Origin of the sequence: Lactiplantibacillus sp. YT640 (genome assembly GCF_049745435.1) — a bacterium.
GTDB classification, from domain to species: domain Bacteria; phylum Bacillota; class Bacilli; order Lactobacillales; family Lactobacillaceae; genus Lactiplantibacillus; species Lactiplantibacillus plantarum.
Window position 1 is genome coordinate 14,661 of record NZ_JBMNVY010000003.1, and the last position, 19,710, is coordinate 34,370.

Sequence of the window (19,710 nt, forward strand, 5' to 3'; positions counted from 1 at the left end):
GGCGACAGTCAGTACTATGGGCGATGGATGACGCTGTTAGTGGCTGGGGGAGCGGTTCGGCGTAATTACGCGGGCTAGCAAAATCATTGCTATGAGCCGTCATGTCAATCCGCCAGGCTTCAGCCAAAACGTGCGTTGAAATGGAATAGGCTTAAAAGTAGGGCGACCGGGTGCTATTTTTGGCCGGGTAGGGGTTGTCACAAAAGGTTGAAATGAACCCCAACGACCCATTTGGGCGTAATATCGGTTCGCGTGATGACATTGCGTTCGTGACAACTTGCTACAAATTACACAATTTTATTTACCGTGGTATTGAAAGAACCCATCACCCCGGTAAATTATTCACCAAACTTTTGATCTAGCGCATGTCCAACAAACATATGAGGCCATGGCGAATTACTGTTCGTAGTCTGCAATAATTGTTGACACTAAATTGAATGGCACAATCAGTTTCAATAAATACGCTTAATTTTAGGACTAATGGTCTGAAAATTAACAAGTTGTCAAGCCACAATTCTGACTAATAATCGCCAAAAAACAGTTGAAAGCTAGGCTAGTTGCCGCTAATTACCTGGGCTTCATACAACCGCAGGTACTCAAGGATGCCACTCACATTTATGGTGTTCAGCCCGCGGCCTCTAATATAAATTACGGTAGACTGATGTGGTTGCCGACAAGATAAATTAGTATTGTCGTTAGCAAACCATCGATTCAATAAATCGGCTTGATAAACAATTACGTTCTAAAAGCCAGTTTTAAACCCAAGGTGCACAGCAATTCAGTCGATTGACTAACAGTTATGAGCAATAACATCATTAACACAGTCAAAAGCTATTTCATGATGCATGGTGGCCACCTTATGAATCATAATCATATATTCACGGTAAGTCACATCCATATGATTCAGTGAGTTCAGTAGATTTTATAAAAATGTGCTATAAATTAATTTACCACCTAAAAATTATCGCTGTGCTAGCAGTAAACTTGATGACAATTCACGCGATAAAAGCGGTTTGTTGTGATTATGATGGCTTATGTGTGGATTATGGGTAAATCTAGCTAGGGGGCTTTTTTTACATTTCCTAGTTTACATAATATATATTATACAAAGTAGAATCAAAAACAAAATTGCTCCCCCACGACCTGATTTAGGTCCCCTGTGGTAATTTTTTGATTTTAAGTTAGCTTTCTGGTGATTCAGTTCTCAGATTGTCATTTTGTCGCAATCATTTTGCTGGCTCTAACTGTTCAGAATTTTTCAAGACGTCCGCTTAACTTAAATTATTTTTTATGATTCACAAACATCAACACTAAAATTAGTCGATTGAATTTCAACCGAGCATTTTTCGTTAATTTGGATCAACTTATCTGAATCACTAAAAGTTCAAATGTTTTCAGACTCCTAAATCCAATTATCACTAGTTTGCATGCACGCTCATAATTTGCTGATAACTAACATCGATTTTACGGTTTATTTAAGGGACAACTCTTCAACTAATAAACGAACACGCGCTTAGAACGCGTCTCTCAGCATCGGTCAAATCGCTTGTTTTTGTTGTAAATTTATGTTTTAGTTAAAGTAAGAATTCTAACCCAGAAAGGATGTCCTACTATCAATGACCGCTAAATTTCCGTATGCTAAAAGCTTTCTCGCCTCATTAGAAACTGCTGGCAAGCAAGCTAGTACGATTGAGCAATATGAATTAACCTTGGCTGACTTTTTCAACTATGAGCAGCACTTCAATGAAACCTTTGCTAAGGATCAATTATTAGCAGATTTAACTGAGAATGATATTCAAGCTTACTTGGCCATGCTCCGTGAACAACGCCAATTCAAAACATCGACACTGAACAAATGTCTGTCGAATCTAAACGGCTACTTTAGCTATTTATTTTCACACCGAATTATTACAACTTTACCAACCTTTACAATCAAAGGGCAACCCTTGACCAATCGTCAACAAACAACGACCTGGCCAGAGCAATTGGCGGCATGGTTAGCAATGGATGATCTGCATCCATACACCCGCTTATTCTTGTTACTAACGACCAAGGGTTATACTGCCACGGAGATGCTAACCCCAGGGTTTTATCAGCAGTTGAATGCAATTACCTTTACAGCAGTAGAACAGGCTTTTCTGGTTAAACTACGGGCCTATTTGCAGCCATTACAGACTCAAAGTGGTAGTTCGGATCTTTTTTTAAAGCAGCGTCAACGCGGAACCGACCCACATATCACCCTCGCGGCATTGCATAAATACTTGGCGGGTGATAGTCAACGTTTAGGTGTGCCATTAAAGCCGGTTGCATTGCGCCAGGACTTCATGCTGTGGTTTCTCAAGCAACACCGGACGACCGAACCGACTGAGATCATGCAACAACTACGGTTAGATGAAACCAGCCTCGAGTATTACCAAAACTTGCTACGACAACGTGATTTGCGAACTTTAAAAGCCACTAAAACCGACTAAGTGACACTGATGGGCTAACTGCTACAGTTAGCTTTTTTAGTTAAAGTAGCTTTACGTTGTTGCACGATCTTTACATAACTTTACAAACACGTCACAAGCATTACGTGGAATTTGCTAGTTAATTAAGAAGCCTTAAAACGCCTATACAACGCACCTTTTTGCAGTTAAACTAGTTTTATTGAATTTAACTAAAGTATTGAAAGGATGATTTGATGACATTCTATCGTTGGTTAGAACCGTTTATTGAACAAAATGGTCCGTTCGCGCCAGCCGCTTGTTATGCGCACTCAGATTTTGATTTTCCTTTGACTAGTAATGTTCATGAATTATCTGATTATATTACTTACTTAAATATTCGTGACTCAGTCAAAAAATCATTTTATTCAGCATTGGACGCGTACCAAGCAAGTTAACAATCATAATTGAACTCAAAAACCAACCTACTAGCCCAGCGACGATTGCTGTGGTTGCAGGTTGGTTTATTCGTGTTTTTAGCCTTATTTTTATCGAGATGAGACTCAAACGATACGAAGATCGCAAATCTGAGCCATTTTCAACGCTTAATCACCATCTAGCTTATTGCCAATGTTGCTTAATAAACGCCTCACGACCACCCATTTCTTCGATTTGATAACGGAATGGATTGCGTCGATAAAAGTCTTGGTGCTCGGCTTCTGCGGGATAAAATGGCTTCGCATCTTCAATGGTTGTCACAATCGGCTCAGCAAACTTACCGCTAGCTGCAAGTGCATCTCTTGAAGCAGTTGCAGTTCGACGTTGAGCTTCACTATTAACAAAAATTACTGGTCGATAACTGTCACCACGGTCCTGAAATTGGCCAGAAGCATCGGTTGGATCAGTCTGACGCCAGTAAATTTCGACCAAGTCAGCATAACTGATTACATCTGGGTCAAAAGTGATTTTAACCGCTTCAGTATGCCCAGTCGTGTGGCTGGCAACTTGTTCATACGTCGGATTAGCGACGGTACCACCAGTGTAACCTGAAATGACTGACTTGATCCCGGGCTGTTGATCAAACGGTTTGACCATGCACCAGAAACAGCCACCAGCAAATATTGCAGTCTCTGTCATCTAAATTCCTCCCGTTTATTAACTCAATTATTTAAATAAACTCTGATACTGACCATAACCAGCCTTTTCAAGGTCGGCAACTGGAATGAACTTCAGTGCTGCTGAATTAATACAATAACGAAGCCCGCCACGATCTCGTGGCCCATCTGGAAAGACGTGACCTAAATGTGAGTTTGCTTGTGTGCTAGTCACTTCTGTTCGATGCATGCCAAACGACTCGTCACGGTGTTCGTTAAGATTAGTCTGATCGATTGGTTTAGTGAAGGATGGCCACCCACAACCCGCATCATATTTGTCACGCGAGCTAAAGAGTGCTTGACCACTAACTACATCAACGTAAATACCTTCCTGGTAAAAGTTATCATACTCACCGCTAAATGGCCGTTCGGTCGCTGCCTCTTGAGTAACGGCGTATTGTTCAGGCGTTAGACGCTGTCGTAATTCACCTTGCTGTTTATCCATTACTATCAGTCCTTCCATAATTGAGTTGTGTACAATCTAATTACAGTATTTATCATACCCCAATCTAGCTAGAATGCAAAAAAGAAGCTCCAACAAGTGGTAGCTTCTTTTTAAATTAATCTGTAAATTAAGCGTTGAAGGCGTCCGTTAATTGAGGGACAACTTGCTTCTTACGTGAAACGACACCTGGTAAGCTTAACCGGTTGTTAGCAATCGTCTTACCAAAGGCTTTTTCAACAGGTTCCGTTGGGTTACCAACGACTAATAATTCCGAGTTACTATCTAAGATATTAGTAGCCAAGATTAAGAATAAATCATAGCTGTCACTCGCATTTTCGTCTTTTGCAGCAGCTTCTAAAGCAGCTTGACGCTTGAAAACATCATCCAAGTCAACTGTATTGATTTGCGCAACGCGCACGGTCTTGCCAGCCATTTCAAATGACTTCGCATCGGCATCGATTAATTCCTTTTCAGTCTTGCTGTCAAGGTTAGTGCCCGCTTTAAGCATTGCTAAACCATACGTTTCATAATCAATATCAGCAATTTTAGCTAAGTCTTTAACAACTGCCACGTCAGTTTCCGTTGTGGTTGGGGACTTTAAGAGTAATGTATCTGAAATGATTGCAGATAACATTAATCCAGCTAACTTGGCTGGAATTTCAATGTCATTTTCTTTGAACAACTTGTAAATGACAGTGCTGCAGCAACCAAGTGGTTCAGCCCGGTAGAATAATGGTTGGGCCGTGTCAAAACCAGCAATTCGATGATGATCAACCACGTGACTAACAGTTACGTCAGCAATGTCACTCACACTTTGTTGAGGTTCGTTATGATCAACAAGCATAACACTGTCAACTTCATCACTGGCCTTAGTAATCACCCGTAGTGCTGGTTCATCGAAGTAATCCAAAACAAATTGAGTTTCTTCGTTTGGTTCGCCTAATGCAACTGCTTCAGTGTCCGCTCCCATCTTATTTTCGTAGTATGAGAACGCCTTAGCCGCCACGATTGCGTCGGTATCAGGATTTTGATGCCCAAAAACTAATTCCTTACTCATTAGCACAAAACTCCCTTAAAACTTATTTTTGATTAATCTTTTGTAACCGTGAAATATAATCTTCGGTCCGTAAGTAGGCATCAAATTCATCAAGGAAATTCTTGATTCGCGGAATTTGGTCCTTATCTTTACGGAAGACAAAATTTAAGTCAAACTTGATGGCTGGTTCAAATGACAACGTGTGGAGCTTATCAGTTGCCGGATTAGCCACCATAAATGAATTTGGCAACGCCGTGTTAGTATTAGTTGCTGCCACAAAGCGATAAATCTGTTGTGGCGTCGTAAACCGTGCGACTGCCGTTGGCAAATCAGCCAACTGGTTCTTATAAGATTCCTTAACCACTTGATCCAAGTAATAGTTTTCAGGATACGTCACCCATGGATTGAGCGTCGTATCTTTGAACTTGATGCGCTTCTTATTCGCTAACTTCTCGTCACCCGAAATGAATAGCAATTCGTCTTGGATAATCTTCTTAGACTGGTATGGCTTCCAGTTCTTGATACTTTCATCAGGTAGGTACATGACTGCCAAATCAATCCGATTATTTTCTAATCGTTCCCAAATCTCTTTACGCGTCAGCATGTGCAACGAAATAATAACATTTGGATTGGCCTCGTAATACTTAATGGCAAAATCCTCAAATACATGGTCTTCAATTGAAGCTAGCACGCCAATATTGATTGTTCCTTGAGTAGCACTAGTTGTCTGCTGGATTTCATCAGTTGCCTTGTTCAATACACTATAAATACTGTGGGTTGCGTTAAGCATTGTGTAACCGGCGTCAGAGAGACGTAACTTTTTCCCAACGGAATAAAATAAAGGGGCACCAACGGTACGCTCTAGTTTTTTGATCTGTTGGGTCAATGCTGGTTGCGTAATTCCTAAAATTTGAGCTGCCTGTGTGTAATTCATAGTTTCAGCTAGTTGCAAGAAATACGTTAACGTTTTCGATGAGAAAATACTTTCTTGAGTTGTCTTCATGAATTTTACCTGATCCTTTCTTCTTATCGCCATCTTATGATATCTATAATTTTATACAAGATTCAAAGTGAAAGCAAGCGGTTGTTATTGGTAAATAAAGCTTAACTAATTCATAATCTTTTACCCTGTTATAATATTATCTTAATCGAATGCCCGTTAACGTGCAAGTATTCGCATTGGAAACTATACCGTTAGTGGGATCGGATGGATCTGCATAGAAACAGGTTCCCCTTCAGTATCAGTATCAACTACAAAAGAGCCATTAGAATAACGCGCACTAGTAGGATGATCATCATTCAAGATCGAATGGTGCTTACCACGATCAGTCAGCACATCAAGTGCAACCCCATTTGCGTCACTAGCAACTAAGACATAATCAACGACCCGGTGTGGATTGTTTTTCAACTCCCGTAAGACTTGAACGCCCCGCCGTGCACGACTTGTCACGGGTAAATCTGCCACCTTCATCTTCTTGAATGAACCCCGTTGCGTAATCATGGCAATCAAATCATCATCTGCGGCGATTGTTGCCCGTACAATGGCATCGTCGCGCAGATCCATAGATTTCACGCCGACCGCCTTCGCACCAATCGTTGGGACCTCGCTTAAATCATAACGAAGGCCATACCCATGTTGCGTTATCAGAATCAGGGTTCCCGTTGGTGCAGCTGGTAAGTATTCGACTGTTACAACGGTTGCATCGTCTGACTTCATTTTGATGAACTGGCTAGCCCGAGTCTTATAAGTTCGACCCGGCGTGTAATCAGCAAAAGCCGTTTGTTTGATATAGCCATCACTAGTTGCCACTAAGAATTTTCCGGTAGCTTTAAGGTTCTCAAAAGAATAGACCCACGTGATGCGCTCGTTTTCAGCCAGCCCAATCGTCTGAGAAATGTGCTCACCGGTATCTTTCCATTTGGCGTCAGCAATTTCATAAATCGGCCGGTAAATGAGATGGCCCATGTTGGTGAACATCATTAAATGATCTAACGTGCTATTTTTAGCTAGATAGATCGGATAATCCTCATCTTTAAGCCCGTTATCATCGGGCTCAGACGCTGAATAAGAGCGTAAGCTGGTTCGCTTGATATAACCATCATGGCTAATCATAACAATGACGTCTTCTTGTGGAATCACGACCTCGGTCTTGACCTTTAATTCTTGAATTTCATTTTGAATCTCAGTCAAACGGCTCGTTGGATAGGCTTTTTGAACGGCCTTTAGTTCGCGCCGTAAAACTTTATCGAGTTCTTTAGGCTCTGCCAGAATCAGCTGATAGGTTGCGATAGCCTTGGCCAGTTCAGCTGATTCTTTTTCTAGCTGCGTCACATCGGTATTGGTTAACCGATAAAGTTGCATTGTCACGATGGCTTCAGCTTGAATCTCAGAGAAATCGAATTGACTGACCAAGTTCTGTTTGGCGTTCTTCTTATCCTTGCTACCACGAATCGTTTTAATTACTTGGTCGAGGATGGACATCGCCTTGATTAATCCTTGAACGATGTGTTGGCGATCCATAGCCTTCTGTAAGTTAAATTGGGTCCGACGGGTTACAACGTCCCGTTGATGTTCCAAGTAGGCCGTTAGAATCGTTTTCAGCCCAACGTGTTCGGGCCGTTGATGATAAATGGCGACCATATTGAAGTTATAAGTAATTTGTAGATCGGTATTTTTGAGTAAGTAAGTCAGAATACCTTCTGCATTGACGTCACGCTTCAGTTCAATCACCACTGATAATCCCTGACGGTCACTTTCATCACGAACTTCGGCGATACCTTCGATCTTCTTCAGAATGCGAATTTCATCAATTTTTTTCACCAATTGCGCCTTGTTAACTTCATAAGGGATCTCTGAAACTTCAATCTGTGATTTATTCCCCTTAAGCGGTACGATCCTGGTTCGCGAACGCACGACGATACGCCCACGGCCAGTTTCATAGGCTTGCTTGATACCTGCTAAGCCTTGAATGATCCCCCCAGTTGGAAAATCGGGGCCCTTGACAAAGTCCATCAAATCTTCAAGCGTTGCCTTAGGGTGATTCATCAGGAATAAAATCGCATCAATGACTTCACTCAAGTTATGCGGCGGAATTTCCGTTGCATAACCGGCTGAAATCCCCGTTGCCCCGTTAACTAATAAGTTCGGAAAGCGGGCCGGTAAAACAGTTGGTTCGTACTCCGTATCATCAAAATTTAGGACCATATCGACAGTCTTTTTATCAATGTCTTGAAGCATTTCACCAGCGATTTTGCTCAAACGTGCCTCGGTATACCGCATGGCGGCAGCCGGATCACCGTCCATGGAACCATTATTCCCGTGCATTTCAATCAGCGGTTCCCGTAACTTCCAGTCCTGACTAAGACGAACCATTGCTTCATAAATCGAAGAATCACCATGGGGATGAAAATTACCCATGACGTTTCCGACTGATTTAGCGGACTTACGGAACGCTTTGTCAAAGGTGTTGCCATCCTGATTCATGGCGTATAAGATTCGTCGTTGTACTGGCTTCAAGCCATCACGGATGTCTGGCAAGGCCCGTTCTTGAATAATATATTTAGAATAACGGCCGAAGCGGTCGCCCATGACGTCTTCAAGGGTTAGTTCTTGAATTTTTGGTTGTTCAGTTGCCATTTTACGACCCCCTCTATTGTTTTAGCTGTTGTGCCAATTCTTCGTCGGCTTGCTCATGTGCGGATGAGACGGCCTCGTTATCTAGTAACGACCCGTCTTCGTCCAAATTAAAGTGGACGTTACTTTCGATCCATTTTCGACGAGGTTCAACTTTGTCACCCATTAACGTTGTGACCCGTTTTTCTGCTAAGGCAGCGTCATCGATTCGAACTCGGACTAAGGTCCGTTTTTCAGGATCCATGGTTGTTTCCCATAGCTGTTCCGCGTTCATTTCGCCAAGTCCCTTGTAGCGCTGGAGTGCATAGCCCTTACCAAATGACTTGGTCTTGAGCGTTAACTCTTCGTCAGTCCATGCATATTCCGTCCGTAACTGCTTGTTCTGCTTTTTTTGTAATCGATACAGCGGTGGCAACGCAATGTAGATTTTACCAGCGTCAATCATTGGCCGCATGTACTTATAAAAGAATGTCAGTAAGAGAATTTGAATATGGGCACCATCGGTATCGGCATCGGTCATAATAATGATCTTGTCATAATTACTGGCCTTAATATCAAATTCAGGACCAACACCCGCACCAATTGTGTAAATCATGGTATTAATTTCTTCATTCTTGACAATATCAGCTAATTTGGCCTTTTCGGTATTCAACACCTTACCACGTAATGGCAAAATTGCTTGAAACTTTCGATCACGCCCCTGTTTAGCTGAACCACCGGCCGAATCCCCTTCGACTAAGAATAATTCATTCTTCTTAGCGTCTTTAGACTGCGCTGGCGTTAATTTTCCAGAAAGTAACCGTTCCTGCTTATGACGCCGCTTACCGTTTCGGCTTTCATCACGGGCCTTACGGGCAGCCTCACGAGCCTGCCGAGCTTTGGTGGATTTGCGAATCAGCATTTGAGCAAATTCACCATTTTCCATCAAGAAGAATTGAAGTTGTTCACTCACAATATTATCAACAATCGTTCGTGCTTCGGGTGTTCCGAGCTTTTCCTTAGTTTGACCTTCAAATTGTAAGAGATTTTCCGGTACTCGTAATGAAATAACAGCGGATAACCCTTCACGGACATCGGAGCCTTCCAAATTTTTATCCTTGTCCTTCAATAGGCCAACCTTGCGAGCATATTCATTGAACGCTTTCGTCCAGGCACTGCGGAACCCTACTTCATGAGTCCCACCGTCTGGCGTTCGCACGTTATTGACGAATGACAACAAGTTTTCCGAATAGCCATCGTTGTACTGCGCAGCGACCTCAACTTCGACACCTTCCTTAGTGCCGTCAAAGAACATAATATCCCCGAGGGTGTCCTTATCTTCATTGAGGTAACTGACAAACGCCTTGATACCATCTTCGTAATGGAAGACCAGCTCTTGTTGTTGATTTTCCCGTTCGTCAGTCAGCGTGATTTTGACGCCTTTCAGTAAGAATGCAGATTCACGCAACCGTTCAGCCAACGTTTGAAAATTATAAACCGTCGTTGTAAAGATACTAGCGTCCGGCTTAAAAGTCATTGTCGTTCCAGTTGGCTTATTAGTCTTCCCTTTCTTTTCAAGGGTACCGACGGGATGACCCCCATCTTTGAAATGTTCAACGTAGCGGTAGCCATCACGGACGATGGTTACCGTCAATTCGGACGACAATGCGTTAACGACGCTCGCACCGACCCCATGCAGCCCACCAGAAGTCTTATAACCACCCTGGCCGAACTTACCACCAGCATGCAAAACCGTGAGGATAACTTCAGGTGTTGGAATACCGGAAGCATGCATTCCAACTGGCATCCCACGACCATGATCGACAACGGTGATGCTGTTATCGGCGTGAATAATCACGTTGATTTCTTTACCATAGCCAGCTAAGGCTTCATCAACGGCATTATCGACAATTTCATAAACTAAGTGATGGAGTCCGCGGCCGTCTGTAGAACCGATATACATTCCGGGACGTTTCCGAACGGCTTCTAATCCTTCAAGTACTTGGATTGAAGAATCATCATATTTTGGGCTTTTCTTGGCCATTCTCACAACTCCTTTTATCTTTAAAAATCTACCTCAACTAGGTGCGGCTTTCAGGTAACCGTAATAAAATAGTCCTAAAAGCCCCAACCTGTCAAGGTACAATTATGTTAATTTCTAATTGTCACTTGTGGCTCTTCATCTGTTAGCATACACGTTAACAATTAAAATAGCAAACACACGTTCGCGTCTAAAACTATCTTTTAAAAATTAAGCCACTTACTAGCTTACCTCATGTTGATTCTAAGCGCCAGTTCAATGAATAAACTTATTACTGGTCACGACCAGTTCTTAAAATGCGTGATTAATTTGACAGTTAGCGCTTTAAAGGCCCTAACCACCCGCTTTTAGGCACATAATAATTATCAAAAAATCATTTTATTTTCATAATTTGACACGCAATCATCATTTTTTAAACTAATTAATCCCCACAATCTTAAAAAGAATGCTAAAATATTGAGTGATTCTATTGCAGGAGGAACCAACTTTGAAAATAATAATTATGCTGATCATCGCCTACTTAATTGGCGCGATTCCTTCGGGTGTCATTATTGGCAAGTTTTTCTTTCACACTGATATTCGTCAAGCAGGTAGCGGTAATATCGGAACTACCAACACGTACCGGGTCCTAGGCCCGACCGCTGGGACAATTGTCATGGTGATGGATATTCTAAAAGGCACCATCGCAGCACTACAACCGACCTTGCTATTTCATATGAATAACCGGTATACCTTATTGATTGGACTAGCAGCTATTTTAGGACATACTTTCTCAATTTACATCGGCTTTAAAGGTGGTAAGGCCGTTGCCACGAGTGCTGGGATCTTATTGGCCTACAACTGGGAGTTCTTCTTAATTGCTAGTGCCATCATGTTATTATTGGTTTACACGACCAGTATGGTCAGTGTTGCTAGTATGACGGCTTTTCCAATCGTCACGTTGATTGCAATTTTTTACTATCAGGATTGGTTGCTATCACTCGTGGCCTTTGCATTGACCCTCTTCATCTTCTATCGGCACCGCAGTAATATTGCACGTATCAAAAACGGGACCGAATCATTGGTACACTTCGGACTTGGTTGGCGACGTCAGCAACGGGCTAACCGCAAATAATTATGTTACTTTCAAGACCATTTCATTACTGAGTGGTCTTTTTATTTAGGAACGGGTAAGCTTTGGTGCTGGGTTTGTATTTTTTGTTTCTAGTTAAAGTAAGATGATACAATTCTTTATTTTGCTATCTTTTCAGACCACAATAAAAACCGGTCAAACCTGTCGACCGGTTTCACTAAACCACAGTATTTTAGTTAGAAAAAGCTAATCGCATATTTAGCATCAAACGTCTGGTTCGCTGCAAGCCGGTTAATGCCCATCTTATGGCTTAATTGACCGTCGCTATCAACGTTATCCGCAATGCCCCACCATGGCTCTAAGCACACGAACGGCGCTTCTGCGGGGTATGGTGACCACATGCCGACGTATGGTGCATCTTCAATCGTCATCGCTACCCCATGATCATCCAGATCAGTGTCCAACATTAACGTCGTCTCGTGATGATTCAAATCCAAAATCAGGGCATCGTCCTTAAACAAATCCCGGCTAAGTGCTAATGGCTTGGTCAGGTCGAAGTCATCCGCATTTGCCGCATCGTTCAACGGTGCCTGTAATGGAATATGCGCGTAGACCTTTCGTGGTGCCACAGTAACCTTATAATCAGCTAGTGTGCCCGCCGGATCAGCGAGTGGTACGTTAAATGCTGGGTGCCCACCAACAGAAAATAACAGCTCTTGATTAGCTGGATTATGCACATTGTAGTTAACGGTCAATTCATGATCCGTCAACGTATAAATCAAACGTAATCGAAACGCGTACGGATACATCTCCCGCGTCGCACGACTATCGGTCAATTCAAATGTTGCTTGTGTGGCCGTTTGGTTGACGACCGTAAAGTCATTGTCGCGGGCAAAACCATGTTGTCCCATGTGATAAGCCTGACCAGCAACAGTATACTGGTCATCCTTTAAACGACCAACGATTGGAAAAAGCACGGGTGCGTGCCGGCCCCAAAAAGTTTTGTCGGCCTGCCACATGTACTCAATACCGTCACTCGACTTGACACTACTTAATTCCGCCCCAGCTTCATTGATCAAAACGGTGAGGTACTCATTCTTTAATTCGACTGTCATCCGCGTAAACGCCCCCTTGATAAATTTTATAAGATGTAACGACTAAGATCCTTATCCTGTGCAATGTTACCGATTCGCTCGTTGACATAGCTTTCAGTGATTGTGACTTCGCCCATTTCCATGTCAGGACCTTCGTATAGCAATTCTTCCAAGAGCTTTTCCAAAATGGTGTGCAAACGACGGGCGCCGATATTTTGTGTCTCATGGTTGACCTTATAGGCAATCGTGGCAATCGCTTCGATAGCTTCAATCGTGAACGTCACTTTAATGTTGTCCGTACCGATCAAGGCGATATACTGCTTAATCAACGCATTCTTAGGTTCCGTCAAAATCTTAACAAAGTCATCCTTGCTTAAATCGTCTAATTCGACTCGAATTGGAAAACGGCCTTGCAATTCAGCAATCAGATCACTAGGTTTACTTTCCGCAAAGGCCCCGGAAGCGATAAACAGAATGTGATCAGTATTGATGGGACCATATTTTGTTGAAATTTGCGACCCCTCAACGATTGGCAGAATATCTCGTTGAACCCCTTCACGTGAAACTTCACCGGAACCTTGCTGACCACCCTTAGTAATCTTATCAATTTCATCGATAAAAATAATCCCGGTATTTTCAGCACGGACAATCGCATCATGATAAATATCAGCGTTATTGACTAACTTTTCGGATTCTTCCCGGACTAAAATTTCTCGGGCCTCTGAGACTGGCATTGTCCGTTGGATCCGCTTCTTGGGCATTAAGGCACCTAAACTATCACCAAGATCAATACCCATTTGACCAAGCATGTTATTATTACCCGCGGCGGCTTGCTGGGGGTCATCCATCTCGATGGTAACCTCTGAGTTTTCTAAGCGCCCCGTTTTCAACTGATCGGCAACTGATAATCGTTGATTACGAACTTCATCGGTCACTTCTTCGTTACTTGAATCGTCAACGTTGGGGGTCTGGCCGTTTTGCATCTGGCTAAACATGTTCATCATGTTTTGGAACTCGTTACCATTGTTCTTAGCCTGCTTCTTTTGGGCTGGTACTAATAATTTGACGAGCCGTTTGTCAGCAGCCTGCACCGCTTGTGCCCGCACACCAGAATAAGCCTGTTGTTTTTCCATCTCGGTAGCCACGTCCACTAAGTCACGAACCATGGATTCAACATCGCGACCAACATAGCCGACTTCCGTAAACTTAGTTGCTTCAACCTTCACAAACGGGGCGTGCACAATCTTAGCCAACCGCCGGGCAATTTCGGTCTTCCCGACCCCGGTTGGTCCGATCATCAGCATATTTTTGGGGGTAATTTCTTCCTGCATTTCAGCAGAAAGTTCCATCCGCCGATAACGATTACGTAGCGCGATTGCCACCGCTTTTTTAGCTTGGTTTTGACCAATAACATAATTATCAAGCGCGGCCACAATTTGTTTCGGTGTCTTATTGATTTCTTCCATAAGCGTTTCCTCCTACATTACAACGTTTCTGAGATCACATTATGATTGGTAAAGATATCAATGTCGCCGGCAATATGGATTGCCGCTTCAGCGACTTCCTTGGCACTCATATCCTTGGCATGCAGCTGCATTGCGCGAGCTGCGGCTAAGGCAAAATTACCACCAGAACCAATGGCTAAGACGTCGTTATCCGGCGTGATTACTTCACCACTCCCAGAAACAAGTAACATGTCATCTTTGTTCATGACGATCAACAAAGCTTCCAATTTCTGTAACGCCTGGTCACTGCGCCATTCCTGGGCAAGCTCAACGGCTGCCCGTTGTAAATTACCAGAAAATTCGTTGAGTTTCTTTTCAAAACGATCTTCAAGGTTAAACGCATCCGCGACACTCCCGGCAAAACCTACGACGACCTGATCATTATAAATCCGCCGAACTTTATGGGCTGTCCCTTTCATTACGACTTTTTCACCCATCGTGACCTGACCATCACCGGCCATGGCGTTATGGCCGTTTTGGCGAACGGCGCAAATGGTAGTTGCTTCAAATTTCGTTGTCATGTTCAGTCTCCTTTGTCGATTCCCGCGTTGCCCGTGGGAAAAATTGACGATAATCTTGTTGTAAATGTTCCTTTGTCACGTGCGCATAAATTTGCGTCGTTGACAAACTTGTATGACCTAACAGCTCCTGCACGGTCCGTAAATCGGCACCATTATTCAGCATCTGCGTTGCAAACGTGTGCCGGAGCATGTGGGGATGAATATCAGCCGTTAAACTACTTTTCTTAACGATTTGATTCAAGACATATTCGATTCCGCCGCCAGTAATGGGGCCGCCGTGACGATTAATAAACACCGTTTGGTGCGTTTGACCATACTTGGCCATCACGGGCTGCCGGCAGACGGTTTCGTAATGCTGAAGCGCGGTAGCCGCGTACCGACCAAACGGGACGTAACGTTCCTTATCGCCCTTCCCACGAATCAACATCATTTTTAGGTCGTAATCAACGTCGGCTAATTGTAGATCGACACACTCACTCAGCCGAATCCCAGTACCATACAGGACTTCTAATAACGCCGCGTTCCGGGCCCCCATCACGCTATCATCCGCATAGACGGTTTGAAATAATACGTCCAGCTCCTTTTGATAGAAAAAACGGGGTAAGCGCGCCGCGTGTTTTTTGAGTTGGACGTACACGAAGGGATTCAATTTAGCTAAATCATTCTTAACCAAAAAGTTATAGAACGACCGCAAGCTTGAAACTTTCCGAGCAATTGAATTTCGGGTCAAGTGCCGGTCATATAAATGACTTAAATAGACGTTAACGTCCAACCGGTCAACTTCAGTATACGCTTTCGCGCCGCCATTTGCCGTTAAGAAATCATTAAAAGCTTGAATGTCTTCCCGATAAGCAGCAGCGGTCTCTTCCGAATACTGTCGTTCAACCCGAATGTACTTTAAAAAGAGGGTTAAATAATCCGTTTCCATGCAAAAACCTCCATACGTTGCTACTTTAGCAAAGTATGGAGGAAAACACAATTATGCACCCTGTCAATGGGGCGATATTTTAGTTGTTAACGGTCAACGTTTCATCTTTAAAAGTCGTCAGGTCAGCCAAGGCCCGTTCAGAAATCGCCGTATTACGTTCACGCTTATCCCGAATGCGCTGTTTGAGTTTTGGCATAATGCCAAAGTTGGCGTTCATGGGCTGGAAGTTGCTAGCGCTCGTATGCGTGATATAGTGGGCCATCGCCCCCATCATCGTGTCCGTTGGAAAAACGACCGGTTCTAAACCAAGTGCTAAGCGCGCTGCGTTGGTTCCAGCAACGATGCCACTCGCCGCACTTTCAATATAGCCTTCGACACCCGTCATTTGGCCCGCAAAAAATAAATCGGGCCGTTGCTGTGTCTGATAAGTTGGCGTTAATAGTTTCGGTGACTTCATAAAAGTATTACGATGCATGACGCCATAACGGACAAATTCAACGTTCTCCAGACCCGGAATCAGTGAAAAGACCCGTTTTTGTTCGCCCCACTTAAGATGAGTTTGGAAGCCGACAATATTATATAGATCACCAGCGGCATCATCTTGGCGCAACTGAACGACCGCAAAGGGTTGTTTGCCCGTCTTCGGATCTTCAAGGCCCACTGGTTTAAGTGGGCCAAATAGCATCGTTTGGCGCCCACGTTGTGCCATCACTTCGATCGGCATGCAGCCTTCAAAGACATCTGAATTTTCAAAATCATGCGCTTCGGCCATTTCGGCGTGAATCAACGCGTCATAGAAAACGTCAAATTCGGCTTCCGACATTGGGCAGTTCAGATAGGCCGCTTCACCACGGTCATAGCGTGATTTGAGATACACCTTATCCATGTCGATCGAATCTTTCGTTAAAATCGGTGCGGCCGCATCAAAAAAGTGTAAGTCATCTTCGTCGTTAAACGCTTGAATCGATTTCGCTAAGGACGCCGCCGTTAATGGTCCAGTCGCTACGATCGTAATGCCATCTGGGAGACTAGTAATTTCTTCATTAATAATTTCAACATTAGGTAACGCGGTGATTGCAGCCGTGATTTCTGCAGAGAACGTATCCCGATCAACGGCTAGCGCACCACCAGCTGGGACAGCGTGGTGTTCAGCCGCTTGCATCACGATCGAATCCATCTGCCGCATTTCGGCCTTTAGTAGGCCCGCCGCGTTGGCTAATTGGTTCGCCCGCAGTGAGTTCGTACACACTAATTCAGCAAATTGCGCCGTGTGATGGGCGGGAGTCATTTTGTTGGGCCGCATTTCATACAGCCGGACATTGACGCCCATATTAGCAATATGCCAAGCGGCCTCTGAGCCGGCTAAACCGGCGCCAATTACGTTTACTGTTGGTATTGATGCCATCCAGAATTCCTCTTTTCTTGTTGTCATACCATTGATAGTATTGTTGTCATCATACCTGAGAAACTAGCAGAAGACAACTAATGGCATCAGCAAATCCTGCAATGACATGTCCACCGTCAAGCTTAAAGCGAACATTAATTTAAACGGGCGTTTATTTTCCCGATAAAACACTTGTTAATCAGTTTAAATTACGAATTTTATCAACGTATTTTCAAAAATTGTACGCATTATTTGACAATGCACAAAAAAAGATCATCCCTAGATGACCTTTTTTTCATTTATTTTTGAACGTTTTCGGTATAATCGCCATTCGGACAAAGCACTTGCTTGCCACCTTTGACCTTCTTTTCGACCAGGTAATGGCCATCCTTCGGGCAATCACGGCCAACCGGTTTATCCCAAGAGACAAAGTCACAATCTGGGAAGCGGGAACAACCATAAAAAATCCGGTTCTTCTTCGATTTCCGCTCAATGACCTGGCCCTTCTTACATTGCGGACAAACGACACCAATTTCTTTAACGATCGGCTTCGTATTACGACAATCCGGGAAACGGGAGCAGGCAAAGAATTTGCCGTAACGGCCCATCTTCACAACCATTGGCGCGCCACAAATATCACAATTGAAGCCCGCTAATTCGTCTTTGATTTGGATCTTCTCCATACTTTCCTCAGCCGTTGCGACTTCTTTAGAAAACGGCTTGTAGAAACTATCGACGACTTTAACCCAGTTTTCCTTACCTTCTTCAGTCGCATCCAACTGTTCTTCTAAACTGGCAGTAAAGCCGACATTAACGACATCCGGGAAGTATTCCTGAATAATATCGTTAACGATCTCGCCGAGTTCAGTCGGCACAAACCGGCGCGCTTCTAATTTGACGTAGTAGCGCCGCTGAATCGTATCCAGGGTTGGTGCGTACGTTGACGGCCGCCCCACACCATTTTCTTCCAATGCTTTGATGAGGTTGGCTTCAGAGTAACGTGCGGGTGGCTGGGTGAAGTGTTGTTGCGGATCAGTCTTCGATAACTTGACCACATCACCTTCACTTAAATCTGGTAAGACGTTATTCTTTTCCGTCTTATCGTAGATCTTCGTAAAACCAGCAAACTTCGTCTTCGACCCGTTCGCCCGGAATTGGACGTCATTTTGGTCGATCGTGACCGCCATTGTGTCAAGTACTTCGGGCGTCATCTGACTAGCCACAAACCGTGACCAGATCAGCTGGTATAACCGGAATTGATCCTTCGTCAAGTAGTCTTTGATGCTAGCTGGTGTCCGGAAGACGGATGAGGGTCGGATTGCTTCATGGGCATCCTGAGCGCCTTCTGGTAACTTGCCCTTGACAGGTTTGGTGGCCGCATATTCTGCGCCGTATTCTTTATGCAAGAATTGTGACGCTTCGTGCTTCGCAATCGACGAAATCCGCGTCGAGTCAGTCCGCATATAAGTGATTAAGCCGACGCTACCTTCCTTACCACCAACATTGATGCCTTCATATAATTGTTGTGCTGCCATCATGGTCTTACGCGTCCGGAAATTCAACTTCCGGTTGGCATCCTGTTGCATGGTAGAGGTTGTAAATGGCGGCGCCGGGAACCGTTTACGTTCTTTTTTGACGACTTTGACGACATTAAAATCGCCATTCCGGTCTAATTGGCCCAAGATTTTTTGCACCGCATCGTTGTCATCCAACGGTTGCTTCTTACCATGGGTTCCATAAAAACTTGCCATGAATTTGGAACGACCCTTTTGAAATTCACTATCGATCGTCCAATACTCTTGGGGTTTGAACGCTTTAATTTCATTTTCACGTTGAATGATCAAATCTAGCGCGATCGATTGCACCCGACCGGCCGATAACCCCTTTTTGACCTTTTTCCACAATAATGGACTAATTGAGTAACCCACTAACCGGTCCAAAATTCGCCGGGCCTGTTGGGCATCCACTAGGTCCATATCAATTGAACGCGGTTCCTTAAAAGCGTTTTTGACCGTATCCTTGGTGATTTCATTGAAGACGACCCGGTTTTTATCCTTAGGGTCAAGTCCTAATAAATAGGATAAGTGCCAAGCAATGGCTTCCCCTTCACGGTCCGGGTCAGATGCGAGGTACACGGCTTTGGCTTTTTTAGCCTCTTTCCGCAATCCTTTGATCACATCACCCTTACCGCGAATCGAGATATAGTGCGGTTCGTAGTCGTTATCCACGTCGACACCCATCTTGCTCTTCGGTAAATCCCGAATATGGCCCAGACTAGCGACGACTTTATAAGAACGACCTAAATATTTTTCAATCGTTTTTGCTTTAGATGGTGATTCCACGATCACCAATTTTTTAGCGGGTGTTTTGCTTTTCCGCTTGGTAGCAGTTTTAGTTGCGGTCTTCCGCTTTGCCGCCGGTTTGGCTTTAGTTGTACTTGCAGCCACTCGATCAGCTCCTTACAGGTTTCATTATCATTATTATAAATATC

Annotated in this window: 15 protein-coding genes; 3 read left to right on the plus strand and 12 right to left on the minus strand. The window is 43.8% G+C overall.

Annotation, left to right across the window (positions count from 1 at the left end):
- Positions 1-1,616 precede the first annotated feature (1,616 nt).
- Both ACOV1R_RS02905 and ACOV1R_RS02910 read left to right on the plus strand, forming a co-directional pair.
- Positions 1,617-2,471: a phage integrase N-terminal SAM-like domain-containing protein gene (locus ACOV1R_RS02905; protein WP_015380373.1), complete on the plus strand. Its 855-nt coding sequence runs from the start codon at positions 1,617-1,619 to the stop codon at positions 2,469-2,471.
- A 212-nt stretch (positions 2,472-2,683) separates the two neighbouring features.
- On the plus strand, positions 2,684-2,884 hold the full coding sequence (locus ACOV1R_RS02910) for a sterile alpha motif-like domain-containing protein (protein ID WP_003640551.1): 201 nt from the start codon (positions 2,684-2,686) through the stop codon (positions 2,882-2,884).
- 163 nt (positions 2,885-3,047) lie between these two features.
- On the opposite strand, the gene msrA is transcribed toward ACOV1R_RS02910, so the two are convergent.
- The 6 genes from msrA to parE form a co-directional block, all read right to left on the minus strand.
- Complete coding sequence (gene msrA / locus ACOV1R_RS02915) at positions 3,048-3,563, minus strand: peptide-methionine (S)-S-oxide reductase MsrA (protein ID WP_003640552.1); 516 nt, start codon at positions 3,561-3,563, stop codon at positions 3,048-3,050.
- Between the two features lie 27 nt (positions 3,564-3,590).
- Positions 3,591-4,025 carry a peptide-methionine (R)-S-oxide reductase MsrB gene (msrB, locus tag ACOV1R_RS02920; RefSeq protein WP_003644417.1) on the minus strand — a complete coding sequence of 145 codons (435 nt, stop codon included), beginning with the start codon at positions 4,023-4,025 and terminating at the stop codon, positions 3,591-3,593.
- Positions 4,026-4,152: 127 nt separating this feature from the next.
- Positions 4,153-5,082 carry a manganese-dependent inorganic pyrophosphatase gene (locus ACOV1R_RS02925; protein ID WP_015380375.1) on the minus strand — a complete coding sequence of 310 codons (930 nt, stop codon included), beginning with the start codon at positions 5,080-5,082 and terminating at the stop codon, positions 4,153-4,155.
- 22 nt (positions 5,083-5,104) lie between these two features.
- On the minus strand, positions 5,105-6,064 hold the full coding sequence (locus tag ACOV1R_RS02930) for a LysR family transcriptional regulator (protein WP_054519181.1): 960 nt from the start codon (positions 6,062-6,064) through the stop codon (positions 5,105-5,107).
- 183 nt (positions 6,065-6,247) lie between these two features.
- Positions 6,248-8,698, minus strand: coding sequence for a DNA topoisomerase IV subunit A (parC, locus tag ACOV1R_RS02935; RefSeq protein ID WP_027822558.1), 2,451 nt, complete (start codon positions 8,696-8,698; stop codon positions 6,248-6,250).
- A gap of 13 nt (positions 8,699-8,711) precedes the next feature.
- The gene (gene parE / locus ACOV1R_RS02940) at positions 8,712-10,718 is read right to left on the minus strand and encodes a DNA topoisomerase IV subunit B (protein WP_027822557.1); all 2,007 of its coding nucleotides are present in this window, start codon (positions 10,716-10,718) and stop codon (positions 8,712-8,714) included.
- Between the two features lie 484 nt (positions 10,719-11,202).
- On the opposite strand from parE, the gene plsY reads away from it, so the two are divergent.
- Positions 11,203-11,829 (plus strand): glycerol-3-phosphate 1-O-acyltransferase PlsY, encoded by a 627-nt coding sequence (plsY, locus tag ACOV1R_RS02945; RefSeq protein WP_003644419.1) that lies wholly within the window; start codon positions 11,203-11,205, stop codon positions 11,827-11,829.
- A gap of 194 nt (positions 11,830-12,023) precedes the next feature.
- On the opposite strand, the gene ACOV1R_RS02950 is transcribed toward plsY, so the two are convergent.
- The 6 genes from ACOV1R_RS02950 to topA form a co-directional block, all read right to left on the minus strand.
- A complete protein-coding gene (locus tag ACOV1R_RS02950; protein ID WP_003640559.1) occupies positions 12,024-12,902 on the minus strand; it encodes an aldose 1-epimerase family protein in 879 nt (292 codons plus the stop codon).
- Between the two features lie 26 nt (positions 12,903-12,928).
- Positions 12,929-14,347 (minus strand): ATP-dependent protease ATPase subunit HslU, encoded by a 1,419-nt coding sequence (gene hslU / locus ACOV1R_RS02955; RefSeq protein ID WP_027822556.1) that lies wholly within the window; start codon positions 14,345-14,347, stop codon positions 12,929-12,931.
- Between the two features lie 17 nt (positions 14,348-14,364).
- Complete coding sequence (gene hslV / locus ACOV1R_RS02960; protein WP_003638820.1) at positions 14,365-14,907, minus strand: HslVU peptidase proteolytic subunit; 543 nt, start codon at positions 14,905-14,907, stop codon at positions 14,365-14,367.
- A complete protein-coding gene (gene xerC / locus ACOV1R_RS02965; protein WP_003640561.1) occupies positions 14,891-15,835 on the minus strand; it encodes a tyrosine recombinase XerC in 945 nt (314 codons plus the stop codon). Before xerC ends, hslV begins: the two co-directional genes overlap by 17 nt.
- Before the next feature lie 79 nt (positions 15,836-15,914).
- Positions 15,915-17,240 carry an FADH(2)-oxidizing methylenetetrahydrofolate--tRNA-(uracil(54)-C(5))-methyltransferase TrmFO gene (gene trmFO, locus ACOV1R_RS02970; protein ID WP_015380379.1) on the minus strand — a complete coding sequence of 442 codons (1,326 nt, stop codon included), beginning with the start codon at positions 17,238-17,240 and terminating at the stop codon, positions 15,915-15,917.
- A 278-nt stretch (positions 17,241-17,518) separates the two neighbouring features.
- Positions 17,519-19,666, minus strand: coding sequence for a type I DNA topoisomerase (gene topA, locus ACOV1R_RS02975; protein WP_003645027.1), 2,148 nt, complete (start codon positions 19,664-19,666; stop codon positions 17,519-17,521).
- Positions 19,667-19,710 lie beyond the last annotated feature (44 nt).

Excerpts from the sequence above, each read along its gene's own strand:
- xerC (WP_003640561.1), bottom strand. The coding sequence starts at position 15,835 with ATGGAAACGGATTATTTAACCCTCTTTTTAAAGTACATTCGGGTTGAA.
- ACOV1R_RS02910 (WP_003640551.1), top strand. The coding sequence starts at position 2,684 with ATGACATTCTATCGTTGGTTAGAACCGTTTATTGAACAAAATGGTCCG.
- msrA (WP_003640552.1), bottom strand. The coding sequence starts at position 3,563 with ATGACAGAGACTGCAATATTTGCTGGTGGCTGTTTCTGGTGCATGGTC.
- trmFO (WP_015380379.1), bottom strand. The coding sequence starts at position 17,240 with ATGGCATCAATACCAACAGTAAACGTAATTGGCGCCGGTTTAGCCGGC.
- ACOV1R_RS02905 (WP_015380373.1), top strand. The coding sequence starts at position 1,617 with ATGACCGCTAAATTTCCGTATGCTAAAAGCTTTCTCGCCTCATTAGAA.
- hslV (WP_003638820.1), bottom strand. The coding sequence starts at position 14,907 with ATGACAACGAAATTTGAAGCAACTACCATTTGCGCCGTTCGCCAAAAC.
- parC (WP_027822558.1), bottom strand. The coding sequence starts at position 8,698 with ATGGCAACTGAACAACCAAAAATTCAAGAACTAACCCTTGAAGACGTC.
- ACOV1R_RS02950 (WP_003640559.1), bottom strand. The coding sequence starts at position 12,902 with ATGACAGTCGAATTAAAGAATGAGTACCTCACCGTTTTGATCAATGAA.
- hslU (WP_027822556.1), bottom strand. The coding sequence starts at position 14,347 with ATGGAAGAAATCAATAAGACACCGAAACAAATTGTGGCCGCGCTTGAT.
- parE (WP_027822557.1), bottom strand. The coding sequence starts at position 10,718 with ATGGCCAAGAAAAGCCCAAAATATGATGATTCTTCAATCCAAGTACTT.
- ACOV1R_RS02930 (WP_054519181.1), bottom strand. The coding sequence starts at position 6,064 with ATGAAGACAACTCAAGAAAGTATTTTCTCATCGAAAACGTTAACGTAT.
- ACOV1R_RS02925 (WP_015380375.1), bottom strand. The coding sequence starts at position 5,082 with ATGAGTAAGGAATTAGTTTTTGGGCATCAAAATCCTGATACCGACGCA.
- msrB (WP_003644417.1), bottom strand. The coding sequence starts at position 4,025 with ATGGATAAACAGCAAGGTGAATTACGACAGCGTCTAACGCCTGAACAA.